The organism is Ewingella americana ATCC 33852 (assembly GCF_000735345.1).
In the GTDB taxonomy this organism is placed as follows: Bacteria; Pseudomonadota; Gammaproteobacteria; order Enterobacterales; family Enterobacteriaceae; genus Ewingella; species Ewingella americana.
In genome coordinates this window covers 116,676-132,146 of sequence record NZ_JMPJ01000018.1, presented here as the reverse complement: position 1 = coordinate 132,146, position 15,471 = coordinate 116,676, and the positions used below count along the sequence as shown (strand labels likewise).

Here is a 15,471-nt window from a genome sequence, read left to right as displayed (position 1 = left end):
ACTCGGCTGTCGCCTCGCCCTACGGGCCGTTGCTGAAGCAACGTTATCTTCCTTCGTGCAATCTGCATGTTGAGTGCAATATATGATGTTCATATTCGCTTCAACACACACAAAATATGGTGCACCCAGGAAGATTCGAACTTCCGACCGCTCGGTTCGTAGCCGAGTACTCTATCCAGCTGAGCTATGGGTGCATTTTGATTCTTACTGCAGATTTTACCTGACCATTTTCCGTACTACAGTGGCTTTCGCTTCTGCCCATCACGCTAATTTGATTGCAAATCAACATACGCTTTGGAAAGTATGGTGCACCCAGGAAGATTCGAACTTCCGACCGCTCGGTTCGTAGCCGAGTACTCTATCCAGCTGAGCTATGGGTGCATTTTAAATGGCGGTGAGGCGGGGATTCGAACCCCGGATGCAGCTTTTGACCGCATACTCCCTTAGCAGGGGAGCGCCTTCAGCCTCTCGGCCACCTCACCATACGCCTCTTTCGAGTTGTGCTGACTAACTTTGTTTAAGCTCATCGGCACTGCGTGGCGCACATATTACTTTCACGGGCTTATAAGTCAAACCCTTTTTTTCTAACATTCGTTCGTTTGAACAATTCACGCGCAACCTGCACAGTTTCAAGGCAAAAACAGCCTCTAAATGGTAAAAACACGCGATTTTTTCTAGAGATAACTGTTTGGAGATGTTGTGACGCCAAGGAAAAAACAGAGAAAAAAACAGGGGAAAACAGAAAGGAAGAGGGATTTAACGCGGAATAAGAGGGTCAGCGCCTCGCCATTGGCGAGACGCCTGGTAAATCAGTAATTCGTTTGTTGAGACTTCTCAGCCTGAATACGCTGATAAATCTCCTCACGATGCACAGAGACCTCTTTTGGCGCGTTAACACCAATACGCACCTGGTTACCTTTAACGCCCAACACGGTAACAGTTACCTCATCGCCAATCATGAGGGTTTCACCAACTCGGCGAGTCAAAATAAGCATTCTTTGCTCCTTGAAGAATTAAAAGAGTCGGGTCTCTCAGTTTCCCGGCCATTATCTATCAACCACGGGTAAAACGTAAGCCATGACCCCCACATAAAACATAACCAGCCTGCGACCTCAGCCGTGCATATTTTAAGTTTAGCCGAAAACGAGGCGATTGTGGGTTTTCTGGCCCGGCCTGCTCAACCTGTGATAGTGAAAACGCCATAGTGCACAATACATTATGGCGTTTCTTTGTGTAGTGATTTATTTCTTATTACAGCTTAGCTTCAAGCCAAGCTTCTACACTGGCAAGGGCTGCTGGAAGTGCCTGAACATCGCTACCACCTGCCTGAGCCATATCAGGACGGCCACCACCTTTCCCCCCTACCTGCTGCGCAATAGAGGCAATCAAGTCGCCTGCTTTAACGCGATCGGTCAGGTCTTTGGTGACACCGGCAATCAGGCTGACTTTATCATCAGCGATGGTTGCCAGAACGATAATCACCGAACCCAGCTGATTTTTCAGGTCATCAACCATGGTGCGAAGCATTTTCGGCTCGACATTATCCAGTTGGCTGACAAGAACTTTAACGCCTTTAACATCTTTAGTCTGGCTAGAAAGTGAAGCACTTTCCTGCGCAGCCTGTTGGCCTTTCACCTGCTGAAGTTCTTTCTCCAGCTGGCGCGAGCGCTCAATGAGGGAACGAATCTTCTCTGAGACGCTGTTTACATCGCCTTTCACCAGATGCGCGACGTCTTGCAGCAAATCACTCTGTTGGTGAAGTGATGCAATGGCGTTTTCGCCGGTGATGCCTTCGATACGACGGATACCTGCCGCAGTGCCCGATTCGCTTTGAATACGGAACAGGCCGATGTCGCCGGTACGGCTAGCGTGAGTACCACCACACAGCTCGGTGGAGAAGTCGCCCATGGAAAGTACGCGAACATTGTCCTCGTATTTCTCGCCGAACAGCGCCATTGCGCCCTGCTCTTTGGCATCATCCAGCGCCATGATTTTGGTTTCAACCGGCAAATTGCGACGAATTTGCGCATTCACCAAGTCTTCTACCTGACGGATCTCTTCCGGCTTCATGGCTTCGAAGTGGGAGAAGTCAAAACGCAGGTAGTTGTCGTTAACCAGCGAGCCTTTCTGCGCCACATGCTTGCCCAGCACCTGACGCAACGCAGCGTGCAGCAAGTGGGTCGCCGAGTGGTTCAAGCGGATACGGTCACGGCGGGCAGCATCGATTTCAGCTTCAACGCTGTCACCTACGCGCAGTTTGCCAGCGTTCAATGAACCTTGGTGACCGATGGCTTTGCCATATTTCTGGGTGTCGGAAACAGTGAAGATGCCGGAAGTTGTTTTCAGCTCGCCCTTATCGCCCACCTGACCGCCTGACTCGCCGTAGAATGGCGTGTCATCGAGAATAACGATAGCGTTAACCCCGGCCTGAATCTCTTCAACCTGTTGGCCATCAACGAACAACGCAATCACTTTAGAGTGGCGCTCTTCATGCTCATAACCCGAGAACTGAGTCACGCCATCGACGCGAACCATGCTGTTGTAATCTGCGCTGAAGCCGCTAGATTCGCGAGCGCGACGGCGTTGAACGTCCATCGCCTTTTCGAAGCCAGCTTCGTCAACTTTCAGATTTCTTTCGCGGCAAACGTCAGCGGTCAAGTCCAGCGGGAAACCGAAGGTGTCATACAGGCGGAAAGCAATTTCACCATCCAGCGTGTCGCCTTTCAGAGAAGAAAGCTCTTCATCCAGCAGCGCCAAACCGCGCTCAAGGGTGCGAGCAAACTGCTCTTCTTCGGTTTTCAGCAGTTGCTCAACCATTGCTTGCTGCTGCTTCAGCTCTTCCGCAGCCGGGCCCATCACTTCAATCAGTGGCGCAACCAGCTTATAGAAGAAGGTGTCTTTCGCGCCCAGCATGTTGCCGTGACGGATAGCACGACGAATGATGCGGCGCAGCACGTAGCCGCGGTTTTCATTCGACGGGATAACACCATCGGAGATCAGGAATGCACAAGAACGGATGTGGTCAGCGATAACGCGCAGTGACTTGTTGTTCAGGTCAGTTGCACCAGTAACCTGTGCCACGGCGGCAATCAGTTTCTGGAACAGGTCGATATCGTAGTTGGAATTCACATGCTGCATGACCGCAGTGATACGCTCCAGACCCATACCGGTATCAACCGACGGCTTAGGCAGCGGCAGCATGGTGCCATCTGACTGACGGTTGAACTGCATGAAAACGATGTTCCAGATTTCGATATAACGGTCGCCGTCTTCTTCAGCGCTGCCCGGAGGGCCGCCCCAGATGTGGTCGCCGTGATCGTAGAAAATCTCGGTACATGGGCCGCAAGGACCGGTGTCGCCCATCTGCCAGAAGTTGTCAGAAGCGAATGCGCCGCCTTTGTTGTCGCCGATGCGGATAATACGTTCTTTAGGAACGCCAACCTGCTTTTCCCAAATATCAAAAGCTTCGTCATCAGTTTCATACACTGTGACCCACAGCTTCTCTTTAGGCAGATTGAACCAGTTTTCGCCGGTCAGTAATTCCCAAGCGTAGTTAATGGCATCATGCTTGAAATAGTCGCCGAAGCTGAAGTTGCCCAGCATTTCAAAGAAGGTGTGGTGACGAGCGGTGTAACCGACGTTTTCCAGGTCATTGTGCTTTCCGCCTGCGCGTACGCAGCGCTGGGAAGTCGTAGCACGGCTGTAGTCGCGCTTATCTAACCCGAGGAAAACATCTTTAAATTGGTTCATCCCTGCGTTGGTAAACAGCAGAGTCGGGTCGTTATTCGGGACAAGCGAACTGCTTGCAACAATGTTGTGTCCCTTACTGTGGAAGAAATCGAGAAACGCTTGACGGATCTCAGCGGTGCTCTTGCTCATAAATGTCCCGGAATCTGGCTTGAAGAAACGGTTCGTAAGCAAGAAAGCGCTGAATTCAGCGGCAGACTGTACGGCCCACGAACAAAAAGTGTGGATAAGATAAAATTTCTTCGCTGGGAAGTAAAATCCCGTATGCGGTCAATCATCAAAATCGCGATAAATAGACTGGATCTCTTCCTGAAAAAAGCCTCGGTAGAGCATATAACGCAGAACTTTTGATTTTTCTTTCCACTCGGTCGGCAAAGGCTCGCCAAATTTCCGCACCGCAATATCTCGAGCCAGCGCACACCAATCCACTTCGCTCTCTTCGAACGCGGTAGAAATCAGCTCTTTATCAACCCCTTTTTGCTGGAGTTCTTGACGGATACGCTGCGCGCCATAGCCCTTGCGGCTGCGGCCAGAGATGTAGCGGTCAGCAAATTTTGCGTCATCCAGCCAGTTATGTTGGTAGCAGTAATCAATCACCGACTGCACGTGCTCGGGAGAAATCTCTTCTGGCGGTAGGCGCGCGGCCTTTTGCTGCACTTCTTCTTCCTGCCACTCTTTAGAAAACGACAGGCTGGATTTTTGTGCTTTAGGTTTGGCCGGTTTTGAGTAGTTTGGCTTGCTGAAAGCCACGGGAGGGGTAAGAAGCTTTTTGCGCAGTTCCATTTCGCCATGGTCGCGCTGCGACAGTAAACGCATCGCGCGGCTGATTAGGGCGTTAATCTTTGCTGCATCGCCCTCTTTTGGCGGCGCGCTAAACATAGAGGAACCTTCATCGCCCCCATATTGATTCAGTAAATCGTCGAGATTGACCTTTTTATCATCGGGCATAGTGGGTACCTCATATTGGCAAAATGCCAGCCTGAAACTCAGGCTGGCATTTTATCGACCGCGTATGTCCCCGAGCCAAAGGCTCAGGTTCCAGCGAGAGTTAAGCTTTCGCTATTAAAACTCTTCGCTGGTTTCTACGTTATCATCTAAGTCTTCAACGGTAGCAGTCGCGCTGATTTCACCGGTGCCGCTTAACAGCAGGTCACGCAGTTTCTTGTCCAGCTCGGCAGCCACTTTCGGGTTTTCTTTCAGGAAGTTACTTGCGTTAGCTTTACCCTGACCGATTTTTTCGCCGTTGTAGCTGTACCATGCGCCCGCTTTCTCAATCATCTTGTGCTTAACGCCAAGATCAACCAGCTCGCCGTTGATGTTGATGCCTTCGCCGTACATGATTTGGAATTCAGCTTGCTTGAATGGTGCAGCAATCTTGTTCTTCACCACTTTAACGCGAGTTTCGCTACCTACCACCACGTCGCCTTCTTTGATAGCGCCGATACGACGGATATCAAGACGAACAGAAGCGTAGAACTTCAGCGCGTTACCACCGGTAGTGGTTTCTGGGTTACCGAACATCACACCAATTTTCATACGGATCTGGTTGATGAAGATCAGCAAGGTGTTGGCGTTTTTCAGGTTACCCGCGAGTTTACGCATCGCCTGGCTCATCATACGTGCCGCAAGGCCCATGTGAGAGTCACCGATTTCGCCTTCGATTTCAGCTTTCGGCGTCAGTGCTGCTACGGAGTCGACGATGATCACGTCAACTGCGCCAGAGCGAGTCAGCGCATCACAGATCTCCAACGCTTGCTCACCGGTGTCTGGCTGTGAACACAGCAGGTTGTCGATATCAACGCCAAGTTTCTTAGCGTAAATCGGGTCCAGCGCGTGCTCGGCATCGATAAACGCACAGGTTTTACCTTCGCGCTGTGCTGCTGCGATAACTTGCAGAGTCAGGGTAGTTTTACCGGAAGATTCTGGCCCGTAAATTTCAACGATACGGCCCATTGGCAAGCCGCCAGCGCCCAAGGCGATATCCAAAGACAAAGAGCCGGTGGAGATCGTTTCAACGTCCATAGAGCGATCTTCACCGAGACGCATGATGGAGCCTTTACCGAATTGCTTTTCAATCTGGCCCAGTGCTGCAGCTAACGCTTTTTGCTTATTCTCATCAATAGCCATTTTTGCTCCTTCGTCTGACGTTGAGTGAATCACTTCACCGACGTCACTGAATGTAATTTATGTACAGGTAATTGGCAGTAATTATACTGTATGCTCATACAGTATCAAGCCTATTTTTCAAGAAACTCATCTAATGCTGTTTGTAGCGAAAAAACAGCAGCTTGCAAGCGAACGGATTCGCGGTCGCCCGAGAAATGTTGTTTGGAAGTGAAAATTCGCCCTTCGCTGTTGGCAAAACCAAACCATACCGTGCCGACAGGTTTCTGCTCGCTGCCACCATCTGGCCCGGCAATGCCGCTGATGGATAACGCCAGATTTGCGCCCGCCGCGTGCAGTGCGCCCTTGGCCATTTCGCGCACCGCCTCTTCGCTGACTGCGCCGAACTCTTCAAGAGTGCCGTCGGAAACGCCCAGCAGTTGGTGCTTCGAAGCATTGCTGTAAGTGATAAACCCGCGGTCAAACCATGCGGAGCTGCCCGCGATATCGGTGATAGCTTTCGCCACCCAGCCACCAGTACACGACTCAGCACAGGTTATCCATAATCCCTTTTCTTTCAATTTATTACCCACCAGCACGCTCAGCTGGTGTAACTGTTTTTCGCTCATCGGAAATCCTTTCTGGTCGTGGAAACATGGGCCGATGTTATCACTTCTTTTCGGCACAAATCAGCCCGGTCACTTTTTTTGCGAGATGCATTCAGAAGAGAAATTATTCTGCCTTTACGCCAGAGAAACCTGTTCAAAACGCTGTATCATCGCCAGCGCCAAGCCTTGCGCCGGGTTCAAGCGCTCACTGACAAAGGTGATATGGGTGCGGCTGAAAGGGAAAGTTAGCGTCAGCTTTTTAGCCGCCGCCAACGTGTGCTCAATAAACAACGGATGTTCATTATAGGGGCAATCAATCAATAACGTTTTTGGATTCACCAAATGGATAATTTGGCTGAGCGCCTTACCCAGTAGCTCTCCGGCCTGCGCCATCACCTGATTGACTATCTCGGGCGCGCTCTGCCGATTATCCCAGCTCAGGCCCGGCTGCTGCTGTTCAAGTTGGCGGTTAATGGCGGAGAAGCTGATTAAAGACTCGAGACAGCCGTGCTGCCCGCAGGAGCACAAGGGGCCGTCGGGGAACACGCTGAGGTGGCCGACTTCTCCGGCGGTCCAGCTTCCGCCCGAGTAAACGCCGTGCTCGGTGAGCAGCGCGCCGCCAATCCCTTCGCCAATGCGCAGGTAGAAACAGATTTCGTCTTCGCTGCTTATCTCCCCTTGGCGGGCAATCAGCGCGGCGGCTTTAACGTTGTTCCACACGGCGACCGGAGCAGATGTTGAGCCAGACAATAAAGGTTGAAGCGACACTTCGCCCCAGCCGAGATGCGAAGAGACATGCAGAATGCCCGCCTGCTGCTCGACAATGCCGGGGAAGCCGACGCCGATGCCCACCAGCTCGGGGTACTCTTGCTGCAACTGCTGGCAATAACTGGCGATGGTCGCCAAGACTTGCTGAGGGTCGGACGTGTCGAGAGAGTGAGTTTGGCTGGCAATAATGTCGGAGAAATAGTCACACACCATCCAGTGCAGGCGATGGCGCTCAATCATGATCCCCGCCGCCTTAATCGCCGACGGCTTGAGGGCAACATGGATTTTCGGCCGCCCAATGCTGCTGGTTTGCGCTACGCCCTGCTCTTCGACGTAGCCCAAGGCCAGCAGGTCATCGACTATCAGCGAAATGGTATTTTTGCTGAGTGCCAGCGCCCGTGAAATATCCAGACGGGAACTGATTTTCTGCTGCCGGAGATAAGCCAGAACGCGTTTCTCATTATAATGGCGCAGCAGCGCGGGTCCCTTGCCTGAATCTTTCATATCGTGACTTTCCATCGCTTTTCACCCAATGCGCCGCATTATTACATGACGCCGGATCCGCGCGTCAACCTATTCGCCGCGCCACACCTCCACGCCATTTTTGTAGGTGGCGCGCAGAACCAGAGTCTGGTCAGCGGCTTGCTGCAACAGGATAGCGTCGAGCGGCGCGCCGACGATAAGCCCTTGCTGGGTCGGCAGATTCATGGAGGAAGCCGGGCGCAGCGAAGCCATCTCCAGCGACTGCACGTGTGTGGCAATGCCATGTTTGATCAGCGTATTGACGCCGTGCAGCAAACATTGGGCCGACCCCGCCAGCAGCGCGGGGTTGTCCGCCATCGACAGACGCCCCTCGGCGCTCAGCAGCACTTCGCCGCCAATGTGTGAGTGGTAGCGGCCCGGCGGCATGCCCGCGAGGCTGGTGACATCGCTGACCAGCATGGCGTGCTCGCCCTTGGCGCGAATAAACACTTTTAGCACGGAAAGCGGCAGGTGCTCGCCGTCGGCAATCATCGCGCACCACAAATCATCCTGCGCCAGCTGCTCCCAAATGTAGTTCGGGTGGCGCGGCAGTGTCAGGTGCGCGCCGTTGCCCAGATGGGTCGACATCCTCGCCCCGGCCTGCACCGCCGAGGCAATCTGTTCGGCACTCGCCGAGGTATGGCCGATAGACACCACCACCTTTTCAGCCACGCAGCGGCGAATAAATTCATCCGCTTCCGGCCATTCTGGTGAGAGGGTCAGCAGACGAATTCGCCCCTGAGCCGCATCTTGCCAGCGTTGAAACAGCGCCCAGTCCGGCGCTTTTATATAGCCGCGCTGGTGCGCCCCGCGCGGCCCGTCCTGCAATGACAAAAACGGCCCTTCGAGATGGATCCCAGCAATGGATTGCTCCACCCGCGGCGAACGCTGACAGGCTTTCGCCAGCGTCGTCACCATCTGCTCAATTTCATGGTCGGCATTGGTAATAACCGTCGGCATAAAGGTGGTGACGCCCTGCTGCCACATGGCCTGCACCACCTGCTCGACGTCCTGCTCGTCAAACGGGAAGCTGTTGAAGTCCACGCCGCCAAAGCCGTTGACCTGTAAATCCACCAGCCCCGGCGCTATCAGCGGCAAGCTTTCATTGGCCTCTTTCAGCGCAGCGATTTGCCGGATCATGCCATCAACGGCGGTGATCTCTATCGCCGCGCCCGTCTGATACTCCCTGCCTTGCAGCCTGACCTCACGCATTTGGCAACTCCCCATAACCCTCAAGGTCGGTATAAAGGGTACATGAAGGATGGGAGCGCAGGACCGTCGCCGGGCAGGCCACTGACGGCGCGGCAGTCAGCGTCTCGCGGATAGCCCAATGTTTATTTTTGCCCGGTACCATGCAGAACAGCCGCCCTGCCGCCATCAGTGTAGGAATGGTCAGCGTCAAGGCATGAGTCGGCACCGCGTCGAAGCTGGGGAAGCAGCCGTCATTGACCTGCTGCTGGCGACAAATATCATCCAGCTCGACAATTTTCATCGCCTGCGGGTCATTAAAATCAGCCACCGGCGGGTCATTAAAGGCTAAATGCCCGTTCTCGCCGATGCCCAGACAGACCATATCCACCGGTGCCTGTTGCAGCAAAGTGGAATACGCCTCGCAAAGCTGCTGCGGCTCCCCCGACGCGGGGATGCGATACACCGCCCCCGGCTTAACCTTGTCGAACAGATTTTGGGTCAAGTAGTAGCTGAACAGCGCCGTAGAGTTGTCGGGCAGGCCGACATATTCATCCATATGGAAAGCGTCAACCCGCGCCCAGTCAATGTCGTCTGCCACCGCGAGGTGAGCCAAGAACTCATTCTGCGAAGGCGCGGCGGCAAAGATAATCCGCACTCTGCCCTGCTCGGCCAGCAACTGGCGTAAATGCCGCGCGGCATCCTCTGCCGCCGCGCGCCCCATCTCCTGACGCTGGGTAAAAACTTCAACATTCAGGTTTTCAATCTGCTGGGTAAAACGTGGTGATGTCATTTCTAACGTCCTGTTGTTGAACATGTTTAGCTAGTGAGATTCAGGCTGATAAGTGGTTTTGACCTTTGCCGCTGGCAAGTCATCAACCTGATCCTGATTCAGTGCATTCAAAAGTAAATCAACCTCGGCGCTCACCGGCGTGCGGCGCAGTAGGCCAATCAGGGTGTAAACCGCCAGCGAGAGCAGCACGGGGATGGCGACGACCTGCGCGGTGCTCATGTCAGGAATGACAAACTTCACCAGGAAGAAAGCCGAGACCCCAGCCGCCCATGAAGTAATAGCCGCCGTTGCGTTGCATTTGCGGAACCACGGTAGCAGGCCGAGCAACATCGGAATGGAAATCGGCCCGACCAGCCCGCCAAACCAGACAATCAGCAGCGAGAGCACGCCGCCGAAGCGATTGGCGTTCACCGCAATCAGCAGCGTAGTCAGAATGAACAGCACCACGGTCACGCGAGCCACCAGCAGGGAGGACTGCCCCTGCCCAAAGCGTTTCGGGAACAGCACCGGCAGAATATCGCGGGTCACGACGGCGGTAATGGCGTTGGAATCTGACGAGGTCATGGACAAGGTGTGGGTGAACATCGCCACCAGCACCAGACCAATCAGGCCATTGGGCAGCAGCTGCATCGCCATAATGGAATAGGATTGGGACGGGTCAGCAATGTCCGGGAACAGCAGCGGCGCGGCCCACATCGGGTAGAACAAAATCAGCGGCCAAACCAGATAGAGCACCGAGGAGAGCAGCGCGGCCTTGCGCGCATCTTTGCCGCGCGGCGAGGCGATAAAGCGCTGGGCCAGATTCCACGTCCCGCCGTTGTAGCTCAGGGTATAAATGACGAAATAAGCCAGAATGAAGCCCATGGAGTAAGGGCCAGCCACGATGTCGGTGTGTCCCGTTGGCAGCCGGTCCCAAATGGTCAGTAAGTTACTGAATCCGCCCAGATGGAAAGCCACCGCCACCACCATCACAATGGCGGCAATAAACTGCACGATAAACTGGCCGAAGTCGTTACAGGCATCCGCCCACAGGCCGCCGAGCACGGTATAAAACAGGCACAGCACGCCCGAGATGGCGATGCCGACAATAGGGTCAAGGCCGGTAAACACATTGATAATGATGGCGATCGCCGCCCATTTCGCGCCGACGTCGAAGGTTTTCAGCAAGACTCCGCTCCAGGCGAGAATCTGCTGGGTCGGCACGTTGTAGCGCGTCGCGAGATACTCCATCGGTGATTCAATATTCATATGGATACGCAGACGCGCCCAGCGCGGCGCGAAGATAACCGAACCAATAAATACCGCGATTGAAATTGGAAAAGCCCACCAGAAATAGATAGTCAGCCCATATTTATACGCCACGGCCGCGTAGGCCACGAACACCGCCGCGCTGTAACCCGACATATGATGCGAAATCCCTGAAAGCCACCACGGCATCTTCCCGCCCGCCGCAAAGAAATCCTTGGTGCTGCCCACTTTACGCATGGCCCACAAGGTGATCATCACAATCATCAGCGCGTAAAGCGCCATGACAAAATAGTCTATCCCGTTCATCGCTAACTCCGGAGGCAAAGGTGCATGGTCGAAGTCCGGCGGGAAAATATGCCGGGTTTATAATTAATCCTAACTAAGGATTAATTGAACCTAGCACGGCTTGTGCTGATCGTTATGTGAGCAGTATCACGAAATTTTTCAATATTTATTAATCAGTTATAGGACTTTCTTATGGATGATACGGGGATCGTAAAAAGGGCCACGCGAAGTGGCCCTTAAGATGAGCAAAACAGAATCGGTCAATTAATTGCCAGAGCGCGCCCTGCTGACGGCTTCACCCAACTGCCAAACCGCCATCGCGTACTGGGTGCTGTGGTTATAGCGAGTGATGGTGTAGAAGTTCGGCAGGCCGTACCAATACTGGTAGTTTTGCCCCATATCCAGGCGCAGCAGGCTGGCCTCTTGGTAGTTCGCCAGTGAGCCGAGCGGGCTAAGGCCTGCGGCTTTCAGGGTGAACAGTGGATATTTGGTGTTAAAGCCGTTTTCCAGCAGAGGCGCCTGCCCCGCCGCAGGCACGGCGACAGGTGCGCCGCGCGTCCAGCCGTGGCCTTTGAAGTAGTTGGCAACGCTGCCGATGGCGTCAATCGGATCCCACAGGTTGACGTGGCCGTCACCGTCGAAATCAACCGCGTAGTTTTTGAAGGCGGAAGGCATGAACTGGCCGTAGCCCATTGCGCCAGCGAAAGATCCGCGCAGGCTGAGCGGATCGTCCTGCTCTTGGCGACACATTAGCAAGAAAGTTTCCAGCTCACTTTGGAAGTATTCGGCGCGGCGCGGATAGGCGAAGGAGAGCGTCGCCAGCGCATCAATAATGCGAGTTTTACCCATTACGCGGCCCCAGCGGGTTTCCACGCCGATAATACCGACAATGATCTCCGGCGGCACGCCGTAAACCTGCTCGGCGCGTTGCAGAGCATCGCGATATTGGTTCCAGAACACCACGCCGTTTTGCACGTTATCCGGCGTAATGAACTTGGCGCGGTAACGCAGCCATGCGCCGTTCGGACCAGACGGCGGCCCGCCGGTCGGAGCCTGTTGGTCCATTAAACGCAGGACGAACCCGAGACGCTTGGTCTGCGCCAATACGTCATGCAGCTGTTGGCGATCAAAACCGTGCTCGCGGACCATTTTGTCGACGAAGGCGTTCATCCCCGCGTCATAGGCAAAGTCACCGTTTTGCAGTTGCCCGCTGTGTTCAGGCTGTAACAAAAAACCGCCGGGTGCGGAGCTCGGCGTGCTGGCGGCGCTGTTGCCCCCAGAAAACGGATTACGCGGCCCGTCAGGCGGCGGAGTAGGTTTGCTGCTACAGGCAGCAAGCAGGGTAATGATCGGGAGAATGGCAGCCAAATGACGCATCGGATATCCGTATAGCCATGCAAGAAATAAGTGACAGCTATGTTAAAGCATTGGACTGCGTGAACAAACTGGAATCTAGCCCTCGCGGGCCTAAAGCCTCAGCCTGTTTGGACAATGTTATGACTTTTTGTGAAGTTTGGCGGGAAAACCCAGACTGAGCGGTAAATTTGCCAGTCTGGGTTAGCATTTAAAGAATGGCGCGCGCGGCGAATTCCGCGATGATCTGATCTTCTTCTTTGGTCGCACCGGAGACACCCACTGCGCCAATAACCTCACCCGCCGCGTTGCGCAGCGGCACGCCGCCACCAATGCCAACTAACCCGCCATTGGTGTTCTCCAGCGAGTAGGCCGCGCCATTAGGATGCAGGTCAACGCCGACGTTGGCGCTGTCATTGCGAAACAGCACCGACGTGCGCGCCTTGCCGTGGGCCACGTCGATAGTGGCGAGGAAGGTGCCGTCCATGCGGCTGAAAGCCAGCAGGTGCGCGCCCGCGTCAAGCACGCTGATGGACACCGGCGGGTACTGGTTGTCAGTGACTGATTGCTGAGCAGCGGCAATCACTGCTTCGGCCATGCGTAAAGTCAGGCTCATAATCTTCTCTTTTAATGATGATTCAAGGGGTGTTTTTTGGTGTCGATCACCGCAACGGTGTGGATCATCAAGCCGCCAATGGCTAATAGCGCACCGACCCAGCCCGTTGATTCCCAACCCATTCCAGCCGAAATCGTCACGCCGCCAAGCCATGCCCCCATGGCATTAGCAATGTTAAACGCCGAGTGGTTCATGGCTGCGGCCATAGTTTGTGCGTCACCGGCGACGTCCATCAGGCGAATTTGCAGCACGGCAGAAAGCGACACCATGGTGCCCACCAGCATCACGTTAAGCGGCCCAAGCACCGGGTGATGCGCGGTAAAGGTGAAGGCAGCCAGAATCACAATCGACCACAGCAAGATGCCGCGAATGGTCTTCTCCAGACCACGGTCTGCTAAGCGCCCACCCGCCACGTTGCCAAGGATCATCCCCAAGCCAAATAGCGCCAGCACCACTGGGATCATCGCCAACGGCAGATGCGCCAGTTGCAACATGGTTGGCTTCACATAGCTGAATACCGAGAACATCCCGCCGGAGCCGATAGCACCAATCGCCAGTGTCAGCAGCACTTGTTTGCGGGTCAGGGCTTTTAACTCACTCAGCGGACTGGCGGATTTATTGCCTTCCACCCGAGGTACCCACATCAGCACCAGAATCAGGGTCAGCACCGCCAGACCGCCCACGATGGCAAAGGCCGAGCGCCAGCCAACCCACTGGCCGATTGCCGTCGCGGCGGGCACGCCAATCAGGTTCGCCACCGTCAGCCCGAGCAGCACCATAGAAACCGCCTGCGCTCGCCGCTTTCTCTCCACCATGCTAGCCGCCACCAGCGCCGCCACACCGAAGTAAGTCCCGTGCGGGAAGCCGGCGATGAAACGGGCAAAGGCCATAGAGTAGAAGGTTGGCGCTATGCTGCTCACCAGATTCCCGGCAGCAAACAGGCCCATCAGAATCATCAGGAAATTGCGACGCGGCCAGCGAGCGCCGAGAATAGCCAGCAGCGGCGCGCCGATGACCACGCCCAGTGCGTAAATACTGATGAGATGCCCGGCTGAGGGGATCGACACGCCCAGCCCTTTTGCGGCATCGGGCAACAGCCCCATAATAACGAATTCACCCGTACCGATGGCAAAGCCACCCATGCCGAGTGCAAACAGGGCCTTGCTTACGCCGGCGCGCGAGAGTTCCGGCGTATCAATTTCTTCCGCACTGATGTCTTGTTCTAGAGAGTTCATTGTGGATCCATGTGCTAATTGGAAAACGATTATACCTCATGTATCGTTGAGTAAAATTCAACGATACAGTGACTTCTACTGTCGATTTTACAGAGCGACTTATGCCTACTTTGACGCGCGGTGAATTAGCCGATCTTAATGTTTTTTCTACTATTTGTCGGCGACAAAGTTTCCGACTGGCCGCCGCCGAGCTGGGCGTCACCACCTCGGCACTGAGTCACACCATGCGCGGGCTGGAAGAGCGTCTTGGCGTCAAATTGCTGCATCGCACCAGCCGCTCGGTGGTCCCGACGGCGGCGGGTGCGGCGCTAGTCGGCCAGTTGGACCAAGGCTTTGAGTTTATCCGCACCGCCCTCGGCGAGCTGGAGAACTACCGCGAGCTGCCGGTGGGTCGACTGCGCATTAACATCCCCCGCGACGCCGCGCGCCTGCTGTTCAATCCGATTCTGGCTCAGTTCAACAGCGCCTACCCGCGCATCCAGCTAGAAATCACCATTGATGACAACATGATAGATATCGTCAGCAGCGGCTACGACGCGGGCGTGCGCTACGGGCAGACGGTGCCGCAGGACATGATTGCCATGCCGTTGACCGGCAAGCTGCGCTGGGTGGTGGTCGCCTCCCCGGCTTATCTTGCGCAGCACGGCACACCGCAGACCCCTCAGGATCTGATGAATCATAGCTGCATTCGCATGCGCATAGGGGATGCTAGCATCTACAAATGGCAGTTGGGTGAAGGTGAACAGGCGTGCGAGCTGGACGTGCCGGGGAATTTTGTCGCCAATGAAACCGACATGATTATTCATGCCGCGCTCAACCACATGGGGCTGGCGTACTGTCTAGAGCGCTACATCGAGCCCTATATTCAGAGCGGGCAATTAGTGCCGGTGCTGCAGGACTGGGCGGTAGAGGGCGAGCCCATCGTCATGTACTACCCGAGCCGCCGCCAGTTACAGCCCGGCCTTAAGCAACTGATTGAGCTAATTAGAGAACATGCCCAATAAG

General features: G+C 54.8%; 13 protein-coding genes and 3 tRNA genes. 1 reads left to right on the top strand and 15 read right to left on the bottom strand.

Annotation, left to right across the window (positions count from 1 at the left end; all coding sequences use genetic code 11):
- Positions 1-117: 117 nt before the first annotated feature.
- The 15 genes from GEAM_RS02125 to GEAM_RS02055 form a co-directional block, all read right to left on the bottom strand.
- Positions 118-194 (bottom strand) — tRNA-Arg (locus GEAM_RS02125).
- Positions 195-304: 110 nt separating this feature from the next.
- Positions 305-381: transfer RNA gene (locus GEAM_RS02120), tRNA-Arg, on the bottom strand.
- 8 nt (positions 382-389) lie between these two features.
- A tRNA-Ser gene (locus tag GEAM_RS02115) sits at positions 390-482 on the bottom strand.
- Positions 483-809: 327 nt separating this feature from the next.
- A complete protein-coding gene (gene csrA, locus GEAM_RS02110; RefSeq protein WP_002444426.1) occupies positions 810-995 on the bottom strand; it encodes a carbon storage regulator CsrA in 186 nt (61 codons plus the stop codon).
- A gap of 256 nt (positions 996-1,251) precedes the next feature.
- The gene (gene alaS, locus GEAM_RS02105) at positions 1,252-3,879 is read right to left on the bottom strand and encodes an alanine--tRNA ligase (RefSeq protein WP_034787598.1); all 2,628 of its coding nucleotides are present in this window, start codon (positions 3,877-3,879) and stop codon (positions 1,252-1,254) included.
- Positions 3,880-4,017: 138 nt separating this feature from the next.
- The gene (gene recX / locus GEAM_RS02100; protein WP_034787596.1) at positions 4,018-4,695 is read right to left on the bottom strand and encodes a recombination regulator RecX; all 678 of its coding nucleotides are present in this window, start codon (positions 4,693-4,695) and stop codon (positions 4,018-4,020) included.
- 114 nt (positions 4,696-4,809) lie between these two features.
- Positions 4,810-5,874: a recombinase RecA gene (gene recA / locus GEAM_RS02095; RefSeq protein WP_034787594.1), complete on the bottom strand. Its 1,065-nt coding sequence runs from the start codon at positions 5,872-5,874 to the stop codon at positions 4,810-4,812.
- A gap of 110 nt (positions 5,875-5,984) precedes the next feature.
- Positions 5,985-6,479 carry a nicotinamide-nucleotide amidase gene (pncC, locus tag GEAM_RS02090; protein WP_034787592.1) on the bottom strand — a complete coding sequence of 165 codons (495 nt, stop codon included), beginning with the start codon at positions 6,477-6,479 and terminating at the stop codon, positions 5,985-5,987.
- A 114-nt stretch (positions 6,480-6,593) separates the two neighbouring features.
- Positions 6,594-7,745, bottom strand: coding sequence for an ROK family transcriptional regulator (locus tag GEAM_RS02085; RefSeq protein WP_345702131.1), 1,152 nt, complete (start codon positions 7,743-7,745; stop codon positions 6,594-6,596).
- Positions 7,746-7,799: 54 nt separating this feature from the next.
- On the bottom strand, positions 7,800-8,960 hold the full coding sequence (locus GEAM_RS02080; RefSeq protein WP_034787586.1) for an N-acetylglucosamine-6-phosphate deacetylase: 1,161 nt from the start codon (positions 8,958-8,960) through the stop codon (positions 7,800-7,802).
- Positions 8,953-9,729, bottom strand: coding sequence for a glucosamine-6-phosphate deaminase (locus tag GEAM_RS02075; protein WP_034787583.1), 777 nt, complete (start codon positions 9,727-9,729; stop codon positions 8,953-8,955). The genes GEAM_RS02080 and GEAM_RS02075 overlap by 8 nt, the downstream gene beginning before the upstream one ends.
- Before the next feature lie 30 nt (positions 9,730-9,759).
- The gene (locus GEAM_RS02070) at positions 9,760-11,283 is read right to left on the bottom strand and encodes a sodium:solute symporter family protein (RefSeq protein ID WP_051899371.1); all 1,524 of its coding nucleotides are present in this window, start codon (positions 11,281-11,283) and stop codon (positions 9,760-9,762) included.
- A 243-nt stretch (positions 11,284-11,526) separates the two neighbouring features.
- Complete coding sequence (mltB, locus tag GEAM_RS02065; RefSeq protein ID WP_034787580.1) at positions 11,527-12,639, bottom strand: lytic murein transglycosylase B; 1,113 nt, start codon at positions 12,637-12,639, stop codon at positions 11,527-11,529.
- Positions 12,640-12,826: 187 nt separating this feature from the next.
- The gene (locus GEAM_RS02060; protein ID WP_172468489.1) at positions 12,827-13,231 is read right to left on the bottom strand and encodes a GlcG/HbpS family heme-binding protein; all 405 of its coding nucleotides are present in this window, start codon (positions 13,229-13,231) and stop codon (positions 12,827-12,829) included.
- An 11-nt stretch (positions 13,232-13,242) separates the two neighbouring features.
- The gene (locus GEAM_RS02055; protein WP_034787578.1) at positions 13,243-14,466 is read right to left on the bottom strand and encodes an MFS transporter; all 1,224 of its coding nucleotides are present in this window, start codon (positions 14,464-14,466) and stop codon (positions 13,243-13,245) included.
- A gap of 101 nt (positions 14,467-14,567) precedes the next feature.
- Between GEAM_RS02055 and GEAM_RS02050 the strand changes: the two genes are divergently transcribed.
- Positions 14,568-15,470 (top strand): LysR family transcriptional regulator, encoded by a 903-nt coding sequence (locus GEAM_RS02050; RefSeq protein ID WP_034787573.1) that lies wholly within the window; start codon positions 14,568-14,570, stop codon positions 15,468-15,470.
- Position 15,471 lies beyond the last annotated feature (1 nt).